Source organism: Rhizobium sp. WW22 (genome assembly GCF_047041135.1).
Lineage (GTDB): Bacteria > Pseudomonadota > Alphaproteobacteria > Rhizobiales > Rhizobiaceae > Rhizobium.
The window spans coordinates 13,683-28,073 of sequence record NZ_CP178198.1 but is presented as its reverse complement, the minus strand read 5'-3'; the positions used below and the strand labels follow the sequence as shown (position 1 = coordinate 28,073).

The following is a 14,391-nucleotide window of genomic DNA, read 5'->3' as shown; positions in this document are numbered from 1 at the left end:
AATACGTTCGTTCACGGAGGTGCAGTTTTTCCAAAAAAATGAGGTGTCACCCTATCCGCGCGCCGCTATAGAAGACAACAGCTATCGGGCAAGAGGGACCGGTCGCCCACAGGAGGTTTGGAGGAACAATGGCTGAGAGCAAGAGCAAGTCGCGTCCGGGAACGGGGATCACCGATCAGGAAGCATTGGACTTCCACAGGAACGGCCGTCCCGGCAAGCTTGAGATCAACCCGACCAAGCCGATGGCGACCCAGCGCGATCTTTCGCTTGCCTATTCGCCCGGGGTCGCCGTCCCCGTGAAGGCGATCGCTGCCGATCCGGCCACCGCCTACGACTATACCACGCGCGGCAATATGGTCGCCGTCATTTCCAACGGAACAGCCATTCTCGGCCTCGGCAATCTCGGCGCGCTCGCGTCCAAGCCGGTCATGGAAGGCAAGTCGGTCCTCTTCAAGCGCTTCGCCGACGTCGATTCGATCGATCTCGAGATCGACACCGAGAATGTCGACGAATTCATCAATTGCGTGCGCTATCTCGGCCCCTCCTTCGGCGGCATCAATCTGGAAGACATCAAGGCACCCGACTGCTTCATCATCGAGCAGCGCCTGCGCGAGCTCATGGATATCCCCGTGTTCCATGACGACCAGCACGGCACCGCCATCATCGCCGCCGCCGGCCTCATCAACGCACTGGAGCTGACGGGGCGCGACCTCAAGACCACCAAGCTCGTCTGCAACGGCGCGGGCGCTGCCGCCATCGCCTGCATCGAGCTGATCAAGTCGATGGGCTTCAATCCGGAGAACGTCACCCTTTGCGACACGAAGGGCGTGATCTATCAGGGCCGCAGCGAGGGCATGAACCAGTGGAAGTCGGCTCACGCGGTCAAGACCGACAAGCGCACGCTGGCGGAAGCGATGAAAGGCGCCGACGTCGTGTTCGGCCTGTCGCAGAAGGATGCCTTCTCCGAAGACATGATCCGCTCCATGGCCGACCGGCCGATCATCTTCGCCATGGCCAATCCCGATCCGGAAATCACGCCGGAGGAAGTCGCCCGCATCCGCGACGACGCCATCATGGCGACGGGGCGCTCGGACTATCCGAACCAGGTCAACAACGTCCTCGGCTTCCCCTATATCTTCCGCGGTGCGCTCGACGTGCGCGCCACCACTATCAATGACGAGATGAAGATCGCCGCCGTGAGAGCCTTGGCCAGTCTTGCGCGCGAAGACGTGCCCGATGATGTGGTCGCCGCCTATCAGGGCGCAAGGCCGCGCTTCGGCGCGCAATATATCATCCCCGTGCCCTTCGACCCGCGCCTTATCTCGGCAATCCCCGTAGCTGTCGCAAAAGCTGCGATCGAGAGCGGCGTAGCGCGCCGCGAAATAGCAGACATGGAAGCCTATGCACGCGAACTCTCGGCCCGGCGCGATCCGATCGCCTCGACGCTGGCGCAGCTCTACGAACGAGTGCGCCGACATCAGAAGCGCATCGTCTTTGCCGAAGCGGAAGAGGAGCAGGTCATGCGCGCCGCCCTCTCCTACGCCAATCAGGGGCTCGGCACGGCGATCCTTCTCGGCCGCGAGGATCTGATCCAGGCGACCGCCGAACGCGCCGGTATCGATCTGAACCGCCCCGGCCTCGAGATCGTCAATGCTCGCATCTCGAAGCGGGGCGATGCCTATATCGATTATCTCTATGCCCGGCTGCAGCGCCAGGGCTACCTGCATCGTGACGTGACACGCCTGATCCATAACGACCGCAATCACTTTGCCGCCTGCATGGTCGCATTGGGCGATGCCGACGGCATGGTGACGGGCGTGACCCGCAACTATTCGACCGCGCTCGGCGATGTGCGCCGCTGCATCGACGCCAAGCCGGGCCACCGGGTCATCGGCATATCGATCGTGCTTGCGCGCGGCCGCACCGTCTTCGTCGCCGATACCGCCGTGCATGACATGCCGACCTCGGAAGAACTGGCCGATATCGCCGAGGAAGCTGCCGGCTTCGCACGGCGCATGGGCTATGAGCCGCGCGTCGCCATGCTCGCTTACTCCACCTTTGGACATCCCCCCGGCGAACGCTCCGAGCGGGTGCGCGAAGCGGTTGATATTCTTGACAAGCGCTACGTCAATTTTGAATTCGACGGCGAAATGGCCGCCGATGTGGCGCTGGACCGCAAGCTCATGGAAAGCCTCTATCCCTTCTCGCGGCTATCCGGACCGGCAAACGTGCTTATCATGCCCGCTTTCCACTCTGCGGCGATCTCCACCAAGATGCTGCAGGAGCTCGGCGGCTCCACCGTCATCGGCCCGCTGCTCGTCGGCCTCGACAAGCCGGTGCAGATCACATCGATGGGGGCCAAGGATTCCGATATCGTCAATATGGCCGCTATCGCGGCCTATGGTGCGGGGTCGTAGACGCTACCTTATGAAATTGAGCCGGCGACCCAACAAAGGTGATGGGCGCCGGCGTCAATTCGGTGTAAAATAGCGAGATGAGTGAGGCCCAGGTCCTGTTCGGAGTGCTGCGCCATTCTGCGCAGCCTGACATTGTCGATGCTATCGAGCGGCTCGTCCTTGAGGCACCCGACCGCAAGCTTAATCGTGTGAATGCGCTCGCCTTCGCCGCCGACCATAGCTTCGATGAAGAGCAGACTATCAATGCCTTCCTGCACGCGTCGCGCCTTGGCCTGTTCGAGATGTCGTGGAATGTTCTTTGCCCCGGCTGCGGCGGGGTATTGGATGCCAATACTTCGCTGAAAACCGTGCAAAGCGACACCTACAACTGTACGCTTTGCGCAGCCGGCTACGAGCCGACGCTTGATGAGATGGTGGAAGTCACCTTCACCGTCAGTCCGCGCGTGCGCCACATAGAAGCGCACAATCCGCACGACCTGCCGCCCCTTGAATATTTCCGTCAGATCTATTGGGGCTCGGGTATCGACCTTCCCGACGAGGGATATGAAGAAAAAGTCGATCAATTCGTTCTGGAATCGCTCGAGCTGCCGCCCGGCGAGAAAGCGGTAATATCGCTTCAATTGCCGGCGGAATTCACCATCATCTTCGAGCCTGTCACGCATGCAGCGCAATTCCTCGATGTGAAGGGAGAGCCGACGAAGGAACGGCAGACCCTCTCAATCGTTTTCGATCGCATGCACCGGCACAGCGAAGCCATCGAATTGCGGCCCGGTCCCTTGCGCATCCAGATGGAGAACCACACGGACCTTCGCGTGCTGCCGTCGATCTGCGTGGCAAACGAGGCTCTGCACACGCTGCTTGGACAGCGCCGGCCATTTCTGACCGCCAAGCACCTGCTTTCCAATCAGACCTTCCGTGACATCTACCGTACGGATACGATCGACATCGATCAGCGGCTGAAGATCACCAGCCTCACCTTTCTGTTCACCGACCTGCGCGGTTCCACGGAATTGTACGAAAGGGTAGGCGATCTCGCTGCCTTCGATCTGGTCAAGACCCATTTCGGCATCCTGCATGAGATCGTGGCGGCGGAGGCGGGTGCCGTCGTCAAGACGATCGGCGATGCGGTCATGGCGACGTTCCCGACGCCGGATCGGGCGCTCACTGCGGCGATGCGGATGCGCGAGGCTATGCTCAGCCTCAACAATGAGCGCGGTAACGATGACCTTCTCCTGAAAATCGGCATCCACGAGGGGCCGTGCATCGCCGTGAGCCTGAATGAACGGCAGGATTATTTCGGGCAGACGGTCAATATCGCATCCCGCGTCCAGCATCTCGCCACATCACGCGAAATCTTCGCCACCAGTTCGGTGCTCGATCATCCTCGCGCTGCCGAACTGATGACAAGACGCGGTCTCACGCCGCAATCGCATCATGTCGCGCTGCGCGGCATCACCGATGCGATCGATATTTTTGCGATCCCCTGAGACCTATCTTGAGATTTTTCAGCTTGCGAAGCGACCCGCATCCGCGCCGTAATAATTGACGTAGCGGTCCGAGATGCTGGCGATCGGCAGTACGATCAGCACATCGGTCGTGTTGAAGGCGTGGTCGACAACGGCGTTGGAACCGACCATGGCACCGAGGCGCAGATATCCCTTGATCAGCGGCGGCATCGCCATCAGCGCTTTCTTCGGATTGACGGCTTCGACCGGCATCAGGTCCATGGTCCGGGCGAGCGACGGCAGAGCACCGACGGCCCAGTCATCCTTGGCGACAACATTGTGATAGAGAAAGGACAAGGCGAGCGCGTGCTGTTCCGGCAGGACACCGGGGAAGGAGGCGCAACCGATCATCGCGCCCATGCCGTGCTTCAGCGCATAGGCCCAATTGCCTTGCCACAGCAATTCCACCGTGCGCTTGTTCCGGTATGCCGGCAACACGCAGGAACGGCCGAGTTCCATGAAACGCTTATCGGGATGACGGGCAAGCAGCGCGTCGATGTCGAATTCCGATGACGAATAGAAGCCACCATTTGCCATGGCCACTTCCTGGCGCAGCAGGCGGTAGGTGCCGACGATCTGGTCCTCCGGATCGCCTTCGATCGAGCGATCCAGCACCAGAAGATGGTCGCAAATGGCGTCCCAGCTGTCGACGTCGCGTTGACGACGCATGGCGTCAGCCGGAAGTTGCGCGTTCATCTCCTCGACGAAAACGCGGTAGCGTACGGCCTGAGCGGCATCGATTTCGCGCGCCGTGCGGGCAAGGCGCGTTTCGAGATTTCCGATGCGTCCGAGCACATCGCTGGCAACCGGCTCAACCGTTGCCTTTGAAGACTGAACCATTTCGCCCTGAGCTTCGCGATTCAAGATTTCGATGGACATGGCGATTCTCCCCCTACGGGCCGATATAGCGCCATAAACCAAATTCGTGCGACAGGAAAGTGACACGCAGCCTTGCTAAATGCAAGAACCGTGCCCATTGCAATTTTTCGAATAGGCGCGCCGTCCCCAACTTAGCGGCGGCAAATGCCACAAGTTGAACCTTCTCGCCGCCCTCTATCGAACATTGATGAGCCGGCATTCTTGTTCTTCACTCGAAGATCGAAAATAATTTTAGGCGCGTTCGAAAACCGATCGGGACAGGCCTTTCAGCACTGTCTTCAGCTTCTCTGGATCGACCGGCTTGACGATGACGGCATCGGCTCCGGCCAGAAGTGCCTGACGGCGGATCGAATCGCGGGTGTCTGCGGTCAGTACGACGATCGGAAGCGACGGCAGGCCATGCCTGCGTTCATGGGCCCGCAACTGCGCAAGCACAGCCGCACCCGTGCCGCCCGGCATGTTGAAATCCGTGACCAGAACCTCCGGCCGTGTTTCGGACTTTTCGATGCGGGCTCGAAGGCCATCGAAATCCTCGACGAGGCGGACCCTGTGGCCAGCCTTGGAGAGCATGGCCCGGACCAGCATCGCATTAACCGGGTCATCCTCGCCCAGCAGGATATCGAGCGCACGATCGTCCTCCGCCTCCGGCGTCGTTATGCCGATCTCGGACACCGCCTCGATCAGTGCCTCGCGCCTTTCCATGCCGCGCATACGGCCCCTCAGCACGTCTATCAGCGATTGTTCGCGCAGCGGACGGATGAGCCAGGCGTCGAAAAGGTCGAGCGGATGGGTGTTACGCTCTTCGGGATTGACAAGGAAGATCTTGCGCAGCCGAGGCACCGCAAGCGCATTTCCCTCGCTGAAATACCAGGGCGCCATACGGTGATCGACGATGAGATCCGTCCATACCCCACCCACGCCCATCGGGAAGGAAGGCAGAAGATCGTCCATGTCGCCGGGACCGATTAACCGGCAGCGGCCGCCGAGCGTCTGTATGGTCCGCATGATGGCCGTACTTGCCGCGCCTTCGGGGGCAAGCAGCAGGATACGAGAGCCTCTGAGCATGGTATTGCGCCGGTCGTGTCCGTTCTCTCCGGCAACCAGGCGGACCGGGAAGGAGATGACGAACTCGCTGCCCTTGCCGCGCTCGCTCGCGACGCTGAGGCCGCCGCCAAATTCTCGCAGGATGCGGGCGGAGATGGCAAGGCCGAGACCAGTGCCGGCGCTTCTTTCCACCGTGGTGCCGGCTTGCTCGAACTCGCCGAAGACGCGGGCCTGCTCCTCCTCGGTCATACCGGGACCGCTGTCGCGCACCGATATCGTCAAATCCCGGCCATCGAGATCGACGCTGACAAGAACGCCACCGGTCTGGGTGAATTTCACCGCGTTGCCGATGACATTGAACAGGATCTGGCGCAACCGAGCAGGATCGAACTCCAAGTTCTCCGGAACATCGGCCGCAACGCTTGCAGCGATTTCTATGCCCTTTTCATGGGCGCGATGGGCGAGCATCTCGATGACGCCTTCCAGCAGCGGCCGCAAAGCCTCCTGCCGTGGATGCAACTGGAAGCGACCGACTTCGATCGTGGAGAAATCCAGGAGGTCCTCGACCAGCTGCACCAGCGCGTGACCCGATTGGCGAATGCCGGTGAGGTAATTTGCCTGCTCCAGGGTCAATGGCGTCTGGGCGAGCAGATGGTTCATGCCGAGAATGCCAGACAGCGGCGTGCGGATCTCATGGCTGACGGTGGCGAGCAGGCGGGATTTGGCGGCGCTGTTATACTCGGCCTTCAATCGGGCGTCTTCGCGCAGGCGCGCAACCTGCCGCTCCTCCGTCACGTCGCGCGCGATGCTCTGTATGCATAATTGCCCAGTCGTCGCATCGCGGAACATGACATCGTGCCAGGCAAAAATGCGCCGCCCCTCGGGCGTTGCGATTTCCGCATCCTGATGCTTCGCGCCGGTGACGGTACGGAATACGAGGCCGGTCTCTTCCAGCGTCAGGCCCTCCGGATGCGGCCTGCCGGTCAATCGGCTGAATGTGGCATTGGCATGCATAATCCGCCGGTCGATGCTGCGTGTGACGGTGATATCACCGAGCGCATCATGGACGGTGGCAAGGAGATTGGCGCTTTCCCTGTGCTCCCACAAGCGATCATGCTCGCTCTCGTTGGCATCGGCAGCGGCAATCTCAGGCTCGCCTGCAGCGCCCCGGGCTTTGACGATGCCGACAGCGGCAAGCGCAAGGGCCACAAGGCCAAACAGGCCCGCGAGCAGCAGCGGACCTCCGGTAAAGCCAATCACCAGAAAGGCTGCCCCAGCGACAAGACCCCCGCCATTCAGCCAATGGCCCAGCAACGACCGGGCCTGCGCGGACGGTGGCGATTGCTGCCCTGCCTCACGCGGTACTGTTGATTTTACAAGCGACGACTCGTCGGCGGCCGGCCCTTCGCTCGGTCCCGTTTGGTCGTGAACTGCCGCGGCGGCAAGCTTTTCCTGCAGATCTGCCAGAGTGCTCATGCAGTCTGGCTATCATGGGCAGTCTTCCCGATGCCTTCAGGGATTCGATAGAATTTTACGCTTTTGCCTTTTTCGGCATGAGAAGTTCGTCGAGAATGACGCAGCTTGCACCGACGGTGATGAAGCTGTCGGCAAGATTGAAGACGGCAAAAGACCACGTCTGCGTGTGAAAGAGGATGTAATCGATCACGTGACCGTAGAGAAAGCGGTCGAGCAGATTGCCCAGAGCACCGGCGATGATCAGGGCAAAGCCCGTATGCGCCAGCCAGCGGTGATCGGGCGTGCGTCGCCAGAGCCACAGCACGAAGGCGACGATGACGAGCCGCATCCCGACGATGAACCAGCCATCCATGCCCGACAGCATCGAGAAGGCCACGCCGAGATTATAGGTGCGATAAAGGGCCAGCGTCGGGATGACCGGAACCATTTCCTGTAAGGGAAGCCAGTTGTCGACCATGATCTTGATGGCCTGGTCGAGAACAACGGCAACCACGATGAAAATCAGGATTGGCAGGGGCCGCGAAAACAGGGCTGGCTTTGCAGTCGGCCGTTCGTGGGTCTCGCTATCGGTCATCGGGTCTCGCTCAGGGTCAGGATATGGCGGCGGGCCTCGAACAGCATGACTGCCGTCGCGACCGCCAGATTAAGGCTGTCGGCACGGCCGGCCTGCGGGATGCGGGCGAGCGCATCGGCCTCTTTCGCCAGGGCATCCGGCAGGCCCGACTGCTCGTTGCCCATCAGGATGACGACGGGCTTCTTTTTGTAATCGATGGTGCGATAGTCCACCGCGCCAGCCAGATGGGTGGCAACAACGGAAACCTCAGCCTTCTTCTTCCAGGCCAAGAACTCTTCCGGTGTTGCCTTGACGACAGGAACGGCGAAGACCGAGCCCATGGTGGCGCGTACGGTTTCCAGCGAAAAGGGATCGGTCGTCTCACCGACGAGGATGACTCCGGAAGCGCCGGCCGCATCGGCGGTGCGGATGATCGTGCCGAGGTTGCCGGGATCGCGGACGCGGTCGAGCGCTACCCAGGTTTCGCCGGCCTTCGGCTTGACGTCCCGAAGCTGTTGCCAGCGCTGCTCGAAGACGCCGACTACCATCTGCGGATTGTCGCGGCGGGTGATCGAGCCGATGACCTTTTCGCTGACCTCCAGCACCAGCCCGCCGGCCGCTACCGTCTTGGCGGCCACCTGCTCGACGAGAGGCTTGCCCTTGGCGGCCTTGGCATAAACCAGCGTGCGGATCGTCCAGCCGAGTTCGAGCGCGTCGATGACGAGCTTCAGCCCTTCGGCCAGGAAGGCGCCGCTTTCCTCGCGGGACTTCTTGACCGTCAGCGCCTTGATGTCCTTGACGATCGGATTGGCAAGCGAGGTGACCTCCTTGACCTGTCCGACCTTGCGTGGGCCGTCATTGCGGAAATCCTGGTTCATTTCGGCACCCAGCGGCTGAAGAGAGAGGTGGAAAGCGCCCTGCCCGGCGTGCGGCCGTCAAGGCCGGCCTCGCGGATGACCAGCTCGCCGGATTCGACCACGCCGCCGGCGCCGCGCATGGTCTCGCGCATCAGCTCATGGATCGAGTAGAAGCTGGCGCGGATGGAATAGGCCGTCAGCACGAGGCCGAGCGCCTTCGGCGACAGGATTTCGCGGCAGATATCGAGCATCAGCGGCAGATGTTCGAATAGATGCCAGACCTCGCCGTTCGGGCCCCGGCCAAATTTCGGCGGGTCGGTGAGGATGATGTCGTATTTATTGCCGCGCCGCTCCTCGCGCAGGATGAACTTCATTGCATCCTCGCAGATCCAGCGGATCGGCAGCTTCTCCATCCGGCCCAAGGCCTGGTTTTCGCGCGCCCAGCCGATCGCCTTCTTGGAGGCGTCGACATGGGTCACTTCTGCGCCGGCAGCGGCTGCCACCAGGGAGGCGACGCCGGTATAGCCGAAAAGGTTCAGGACCTTGAGCGGCCTTTTCGCCGCCTCGACCTGCTCCTTCATCCAGGCCCAGTGCACGATCTGCTCCGGAAAGACCCCGACATGTCGGAAGGCGGTAAAGCGGCCGAGGAAATCGACGCCGAGCAATTGCAGCGGCCAGGTCTCGCCGAGCGCTTCGCGCGGAAAGCGCCAGCGGCCCATGCCGTCCTCATCGGTATCGCCGGTGAAGATCGCATCGGCATTGTCCCAGACATGCGCGGCGAGCGATGGCGGCCACAGCGCCTGTGCTTCCGGCCGAACGATGCGATACGGTCCATACTGCTCGAGCTTGAGGCCATTACCGCTGTCGATCAGGTGGAAATCGCCGGCACCGAGTGACTCGAGGATCACCGGCACGCGCTCCGTCGGCCTCTCGCCGGTTCGCGCAATCAGCGGACGTTCCGGCGCTGTGGAAGCGGTCGCCGCATCGCGCGGCTCGGTTACCCGTTCGCCATGACGGGGCGAAGGCTTGGCTGGCCTCGAAGCATGCGCGGGCTTTGCCGGCGGCTTGCCTGATATGTCGCGCCGGGGTTTTGCCCCGAGACCGCCCGCACTTTTCTGGCCGGGCCGGCTTTCCCTATGTTTCACCATACTTGTCTCAAAATTGATATGTGCGTGCAAATAGCATCTGGCCGCCACTTGGCAAAGCGCTTTCCGATCTGCGATGATCCATGCACAAAATGTCACATTGGGAGGATTGCGCATGGACATGACCGGCGAGGAGCGGATCGCGGCACCCAGGGACGCCGTATGGGCGGCACTGAACGATCCGGAGATCCTCAAGAAATGTATCCCGGGATGCCAAAGCCTGGAAAAGATCTCGCCGACGGAACTGACCGCGACCGTAAAGCTGAAGATCGGCCCGGTTTCCGCCTCCTTCAATGGCGAGGTCAAGCTTTCCAACATCAACGCACCGGAAAGTTACACGATATCAGGCGAAGGAAAGGGCGGAATTGCCGGTTTCGCCAAGGGCGGCGCAGACGTCGTGCTCAAGGAAGACGGCGACGAGACCATCCTGCAATACGAGGCGAAGGCGCAAGTCGGTGGCAAGATCGCACAGCTCGGTTCGCGGTTGGTCGATTCCAGCGCCAAGAAGCTGGCACAGCAGTTTTTTTCCGATTTCACCGCGGCGATCAATGGCCAGTCCGGCGACTGATTGCCGAGCGCATATTTGGCGCCCATATAGTCGATCATGACATCGCAATCTCAGACATGGGCCATCCGGCCCGCACGCGAACAGGATATGCCGACGCTCGCGGAGATTTACCTCCAGGTCCGCCGCGAGACATTCCGCTGGGTCGACCCCGATCGCTTTACACTGGAAGACTTCGCCACTCACACGAATGGCGAGCGACTGTTCGTCTGCGAAGATGAGCATGGCACGGTCGCCGGCTTCGCCGCGATTTGGGAGCCGGACGACTTCATCCACATGCTCTATATCCTGCCGGCATTCCAGGGCCGTGGCGCGGGCAAGGCACTACTGGCCGCACTGCCGGATTGGCCAGGGCGCCACTATCGGCTGAAATGCCTGGTCAAAAACATCCGCGCCATGGCGTTCTACAGGATGCTCGGCTTCGAGATCATCGGCGACGGCGCGTCGCCGGAAGGGGATTATAAAGAGATGCGGCTTGGCGATGCCGCTTCACTTTGACGGCAGCTGCCCGGCGATCTCTTCGGCGCGCGTGCGATGCTTGTCGGCTTCAGCCTGCCAGCGTACCGCTTCTCGCGACTGGTTACGCGCGCGCTTGCGATGCTTTCCCTGATTAACCCAAGTGACCGCGGCACCGACGATCATGCCGAGGATCAGCGCCACAAACAACAGCACGAACAGGGGCGCATTCAACGACAGCACCTGATCCTCCGGCCGAAAGGGATTGAGCGCCAAAGTGACGGATTGCCTGTTGGCAACGCAGAATATGATGAGGACGATGCCGAGCGGCAGCAATATCAGCAGATTGACGATCTTCTTGGCCATTGCGCAGCTCCTTTATCCGCGGCCATGAGTGCCACGCACCCAAGCCACCTTCAGCCGCAGAATAGAAAAGAGGCGGCTGAATTCAAGTGCCACCGCGTCGCGGCACAATCATGTCCTACAACTATTTTCGTCGGCGCATTTGGGGAAACTCGGCCGGAACGGCCCGATCAGTTGTCGTCTTCCTCATCGTCGCCGGCGCCCGGATTCAGGCGCTCGCGCAATTCCTTGCCCGTCTTGAAGAAGGGAACCCATTTTTCCTCGACGAAGACGGTATCGCCGGTGCGTGGGTTGCGACCAGAGCGTGAAGGCCGGTTCTTGACGGAAAAGGCACCGAAGCCGCGAAGCTCAACTCGGTTTCCCGCTGCGAGCGCATCGGTGATCTCATCCAAGACAGCATTGACGATATTTTCGACGTCGCGGTGATAGAGATGCGGGTTGCGGGCGGCAACAATCTGCACCAGTTCCGACTTAATCACAGCTATCCCCTTAAATCATTGATTTATCAATTGGCTGCACCCTGCCAAACAGAAAGCAGGCCGTCAAGAAACAACTTATCGGTCATGATTTTCTGGAGGCTCTCTCCTTTGATAAAATCATCATAACCGAGGCGATTTAGCAACCAGGAAGCGGCACCCGGCCAAAAGAAGGACGAAGTTTTGTCTTCCGGCTTCCAATCGACGATCGGCAGGTCCTTCTTGACCTTGCGCGTTTCGAGATAGGCGAGGATTTCGTCCTCGCCGCCGAGCGTGTCGATCAGCTTGTTCTGCAGCGCCTGGCGACCGGTGAAGATGCTGCCGTCTGCAAGCTTCAGCACTTCGTCGCGCGGCAGTTTGCGGCGCTCGGCAACCAGATCCACGAACCAGGCGTAGCTGTCCATGACCATATTGCGGATCATGTTCTTGGCGTCTTCGCTGGCGGGATGGAAGGGCGACGGCTCGGCCTTCAGCGGCGCCGACTTGATCTCGTCGAGCGAAACGCCGACCTTGTCGAGCAGATCCTTGACCTGCGGATACTGGAAGATGACGCCGATCGACCCGGTGATGGAGGTATCGCCCGCAACGATATCGTCGCCGGCCGTCGCGATCATGTAGCCAGCCGAGGCTGCGACGGTACGAATGTCCGACACGACCGGCTTCTTGGCGGCGACCGCGCGGATCGCCTTGAAGATCCGCTCGCCACCATAGGTCGTTCCGCCCGTCGAGGAGATCGACACGATCAGCGCCTTGACCTGGTCATTGTCGCGGATCTTCTTCAGCCGCTCCAGAAGTTCCGGATCGTCCTGAATGAGCCCGGAAATCTTGACGCGGGCGATCTGCGGACCGCGCGCATCGGGCAGATCGGCAGAGACGAAGCGATAAAACGCAAAGCCCAATGCCACCAGGAGCAAAACGGCAACAATGCGCCAGAAACCGAGCTTGCGGCGCAATTGTCGCCGATCCGCGATTGCAGAACTATCCATCACGCCTTATTTCTCCCCGCAACAAATTGAAAGCGCTACAAACCGGATGTATGACACCTTGAAACGGGCACAATCCTCAGAGAAAAGCGTTTCCCGTTTTCGATGTCGTCGGCGGGACGTCGCTCTGTCGTTCATCAGATAGGACATCGCCCGACCTGATGAAACCGGCCGATGGCATATTTTTCTGCTAAAATTCGCCCATGGCAGGAAAAAATCCATATTGGCAAGCCAGTGCAATAATGCGAAACGATCCGATAGGCTTTTTGGCACAGCCTCGCATAGCGTGAATGCGGTTTTCCGGATCATAGAAGACGGACCAGTTGCATGCTCAATACGATCGAGCCCCCCGGCGAGGCAATGCGCTCGGTGCCGGAACGGAACGCGTATAAAGACGCGATTTTCCACTCTAACCGCGTGAAGCGGCTGAGAGTGCTGTTGCCGCTTGCCGCCGTCGTGGTCTCGCTCCTGTTTATCGTCGTCTCGGTCATCCGCGCCTATCTGCCCGCCGACATCCGGATCGAGGGTGCAAAGATCGAGGATGGCAAGGTGGTCATGGAGCGCCCTGCCATATCCGGCCGCAACAAGGATGGCATCAGCTATTCGCTGCTTGCCGAAAAAGCGCTGCAGGATATCAAGAACCCGAATATGATCACGCTCAAGACGATCAAGGCATCCATGCCGGTCAATACGGATGTGATCGCCCACGTCACGGCCCAAAGCGCAGATTTCGATCGCCAGGCCGATACACTGAAGCTTACCGAACCCTTCACCATCATTATGGACAACGGCCTGCACGCAGAATTCAAGACCGCCTTCCTGGACGTGAAGAAGGGAGACCTTTCTAGCCAGGATCAGGTCGCAATCAGCCGAGGCGGTATGTCGGTTGTTGCGCGTTCGCTCAAGATGACGGATAAGGGGAGCGTAATCGAATTCGACGGGCAGGTTCGGATGAACATCGAACCCGCCACTTCCCATGATTCAGATAGCCAACAAAAGCCGGGCGGTTCATGACAAAGTATTGGCCTAATTCAATTTTCAATTCCGGCTTGCGCAAGGCAGGCCTTCTCTGTGCCTTTGGCGCCGCAGCATTCTTCGCCGCCGCCGAGGCCGGCGCACAGTCGACGACCAGTTCGATGCCGGGCCTTGCCCTTTCCAAGGATCAGCCGATCCAGATCGAAAGCGACAAGCTTGAGATCCACGACCAGGAAAGCCAGGCCGTCTTCACCGGCAACGTCAAGGTCGTGCAGGGCACGACGACCATGCAGGCCGGCAAGATGACGGTCTTCTACAAGAAGAAGCAGGCGGGTGACGCCAAGCAGCCCGACAATCCGGTCGCGAAGGCCGCCAAGGAACAGAACCAGTCGCTGGTGTCTGGCGATGCCAACATCGACCACATTCTGGTCAACGACAAGGTCTACCTCGTTTCCGGAACGCAGACGGCAACGGCGGAGGACGGCTCCTTCGACATGACCAACCAGCTTGCCATCCTCAAGGGCAAGAAAGTGGTTCTGACTGACGGGCCGAACGTTTTCACCGGCTGCCAGCTTACCGTGCACATGGCGACAGGCGAAGCCCAGTTGGATTCCTGTGGCGGCCGCGTCCAGATCCAGCTCGACCCGAAGTCGCAGCAAGTGCAGCAACAACAAAAGAAAAACTGATACCGGTCCCC

14 protein-coding genes are annotated in these 14,391 nt (G+C 60.4%); 6 read left to right on the top strand and 8 right to left on the bottom strand.

The window, feature by feature from the left end; genetic code table 11:
• Positions 1 to 128 precede the first annotated feature (128 nt).
• Together ACK83U_RS00140 and ACK83U_RS00135 are read left to right on the top strand one after the other, a co-directional pair.
• Entirely contained in the window at positions 129 to 2,417 is a 2,289-nt protein-coding gene (locus ACK83U_RS00140; protein WP_112609391.1) for an NADP-dependent malic enzyme, read from the top strand.
• A gap of 77 nt (positions 2,418 to 2,494) precedes the next feature.
• Positions 2,495 to 3,904 carry an adenylate/guanylate cyclase domain-containing protein gene (locus ACK83U_RS00135; protein ID WP_112420105.1) on the top strand — a complete coding sequence of 470 codons (1,410 nt, stop codon included), beginning with the start codon at positions 2,495 to 2,497 and terminating at the stop codon, positions 3,902 to 3,904.
• A gap of 18 nt (positions 3,905 to 3,922) precedes the next feature.
• Here ACK83U_RS00135 and ACK83U_RS00130 read toward each other — a convergent pair whose 3' ends face one another.
• From ACK83U_RS00130 to ACK83U_RS00110, 5 genes are all read right to left on the bottom strand, one after another.
• A complete protein-coding gene (locus ACK83U_RS00130) occupies positions 3,923 to 4,801 on the bottom strand; it encodes a GNAT family N-acetyltransferase (RefSeq protein WP_112336685.1) in 879 nt (292 codons plus the stop codon).
• 231 nt (positions 4,802 to 5,032) lie between these two features.
• Positions 5,033 to 7,321 carry a PAS domain-containing hybrid sensor histidine kinase/response regulator gene (locus tag ACK83U_RS00125; RefSeq protein WP_112609387.1) on the bottom strand — a complete coding sequence of 763 codons (2,289 nt, stop codon included), beginning with the start codon at positions 7,319 to 7,321 and terminating at the stop codon, positions 5,033 to 5,035.
• A 55-nt stretch (positions 7,322 to 7,376) separates the two neighbouring features.
• Positions 7,377 to 7,895, bottom strand: a complete 519-nt coding sequence (gene lspA / locus ACK83U_RS00120) for a signal peptidase II (protein ID WP_112609385.1) — start codon at positions 7,893 to 7,895, stop codon at positions 7,377 to 7,379.
• Entirely contained in the window at positions 7,892 to 8,752 is an 861-nt protein-coding gene (locus ACK83U_RS00115) for a TrmH family RNA methyltransferase (protein WP_112399616.1), read from the bottom strand. The genes lspA and ACK83U_RS00115 overlap by 4 nt, the downstream gene beginning before the upstream one ends.
• Positions 8,749 to 9,879: a class I SAM-dependent methyltransferase gene (locus ACK83U_RS00110; RefSeq protein ID WP_112609383.1), complete on the bottom strand. Its 1,131-nt coding sequence runs from the start codon at positions 9,877 to 9,879 to the stop codon at positions 8,749 to 8,751. The genes ACK83U_RS00115 and ACK83U_RS00110 overlap by 4 nt, the downstream gene beginning before the upstream one ends.
• 112 nt (positions 9,880 to 9,991) lie before the next feature.
• Between ACK83U_RS00110 and ACK83U_RS00105 the strand changes: the two genes are divergently transcribed.
• Both ACK83U_RS00105 and ACK83U_RS00100 read left to right on the top strand, forming a co-directional pair.
• Entirely contained in the window at positions 9,992 to 10,444 is a 453-nt protein-coding gene (locus tag ACK83U_RS00105) for an SRPBCC family protein (protein ID WP_112609381.1), read from the top strand.
• A 36-nt stretch (positions 10,445 to 10,480) separates the two neighbouring features.
• On the top strand, positions 10,481 to 10,939 hold the full coding sequence (locus ACK83U_RS00100) for a GNAT family N-acetyltransferase (RefSeq protein WP_112609379.1): 459 nt from the start codon (positions 10,481 to 10,483) through the stop codon (positions 10,937 to 10,939).
• Here ACK83U_RS00100 and ACK83U_RS00095 read toward each other — a convergent pair.
• The 3 genes from ACK83U_RS00095 to sppA form a co-directional block, all read right to left on the bottom strand.
• Positions 10,931 to 11,263 carry a LapA family protein gene (locus ACK83U_RS00095; RefSeq protein WP_112609377.1) on the bottom strand — a complete coding sequence of 111 codons (333 nt, stop codon included), beginning with the start codon at positions 11,261 to 11,263 and terminating at the stop codon, positions 10,931 to 10,933. The genes ACK83U_RS00100 and ACK83U_RS00095 overlap by 9 nt on opposite strands.
• Positions 11,264 to 11,430: 167 nt before the next feature.
• The gene (locus tag ACK83U_RS00090; RefSeq protein ID WP_015338608.1) at positions 11,431 to 11,739 is read right to left on the bottom strand and encodes an integration host factor subunit beta; all 309 of its coding nucleotides are present in this window, start codon (positions 11,737 to 11,739) and stop codon (positions 11,431 to 11,433) included.
• Positions 11,740 to 11,765: 26 nt separating this feature from the next.
• Positions 11,766 to 12,722, bottom strand: a complete 957-nt coding sequence (sppA, locus tag ACK83U_RS00085; RefSeq protein ID WP_112336692.1) for a signal peptide peptidase SppA — start codon at positions 12,720 to 12,722, stop codon at positions 11,766 to 11,768.
• Positions 12,723 to 13,046: 324 nt separating this feature from the next.
• On the opposite strand from sppA, the gene lptC reads away from it, so the two are divergent.
• Both lptC and ACK83U_RS00075 read left to right on the top strand, forming a co-directional pair.
• Positions 13,047 to 13,733 (top strand): LPS export ABC transporter periplasmic protein LptC, encoded by a 687-nt coding sequence (lptC, locus tag ACK83U_RS00080; protein ID WP_112609375.1) that lies wholly within the window; start codon positions 13,047 to 13,049, stop codon positions 13,731 to 13,733.
• A complete protein-coding gene (locus ACK83U_RS00075; RefSeq protein ID WP_112336694.1) occupies positions 13,730 to 14,380 on the top strand; it encodes an LptA/OstA family protein in 651 nt (216 codons plus the stop codon). The genes lptC and ACK83U_RS00075 overlap by 4 nt, the downstream gene beginning before the upstream one ends.
• The last annotated feature ends 11 nt before the right edge of the window (positions 14,381 to 14,391 follow it).

Bases quoted from the DNA above. Each gene is read 5' to 3' on its own strand.
- ACK83U_RS00140 (WP_112609391.1), top strand. From the start codon at position 129: ATGGCTGAGAGCAAGAGCAAGTCGCGTCCGGGAACGGGGATCACCGAT.
- ACK83U_RS00135 (WP_112420105.1), top strand. From the start codon at position 2,495: ATGAGTGAGGCCCAGGTCCTGTTCGGAGTGCTGCGCCATTCTGCGCAG.
- ACK83U_RS00130 (WP_112336685.1), bottom strand. From the start codon at position 4,801: ATGTCCATCGAAATCTTGAATCGCGAAGCTCAGGGCGAAATGGTTCAG.
- ACK83U_RS00125 (WP_112609387.1), bottom strand. From the start codon at position 7,321: ATGAGCACTCTGGCAGATCTGCAGGAAAAGCTTGCCGCCGCGGCAGTT.
- lspA (WP_112609385.1), bottom strand. From the start codon at position 7,895: ATGACCGATAGCGAGACCCACGAACGGCCGACTGCAAAGCCAGCCCTG.
- ACK83U_RS00115 (WP_112399616.1), bottom strand. From the start codon at position 8,752: ATGAACCAGGATTTCCGCAATGACGGCCCACGCAAGGTCGGACAGGTC.
- ACK83U_RS00110 (WP_112609383.1), bottom strand. From the start codon at position 9,879: ATGGTGAAACATAGGGAAAGCCGGCCCGGCCAGAAAAGTGCGGGCGGT.
- ACK83U_RS00105 (WP_112609381.1), top strand. From the start codon at position 9,992: ATGGACATGACCGGCGAGGAGCGGATCGCGGCACCCAGGGACGCCGTA.
- ACK83U_RS00100 (WP_112609379.1), top strand. From the start codon at position 10,481: ATGACATCGCAATCTCAGACATGGGCCATCCGGCCCGCACGCGAACAG.
- ACK83U_RS00095 (WP_112609377.1), bottom strand. From the start codon at position 11,263: ATGGCCAAGAAGATCGTCAATCTGCTGATATTGCTGCCGCTCGGCATC.
- sppA (WP_112336692.1), bottom strand. From the start codon at position 12,722: ATGGATAGTTCTGCAATCGCGGATCGGCGACAATTGCGCCGCAAGCTC.
- lptC (WP_112609375.1), top strand. From the start codon at position 13,047: ATGCTCAATACGATCGAGCCCCCCGGCGAGGCAATGCGCTCGGTGCCG.
- ACK83U_RS00075 (WP_112336694.1), top strand. From the start codon at position 13,730: ATGACAAAGTATTGGCCTAATTCAATTTTCAATTCCGGCTTGCGCAAG.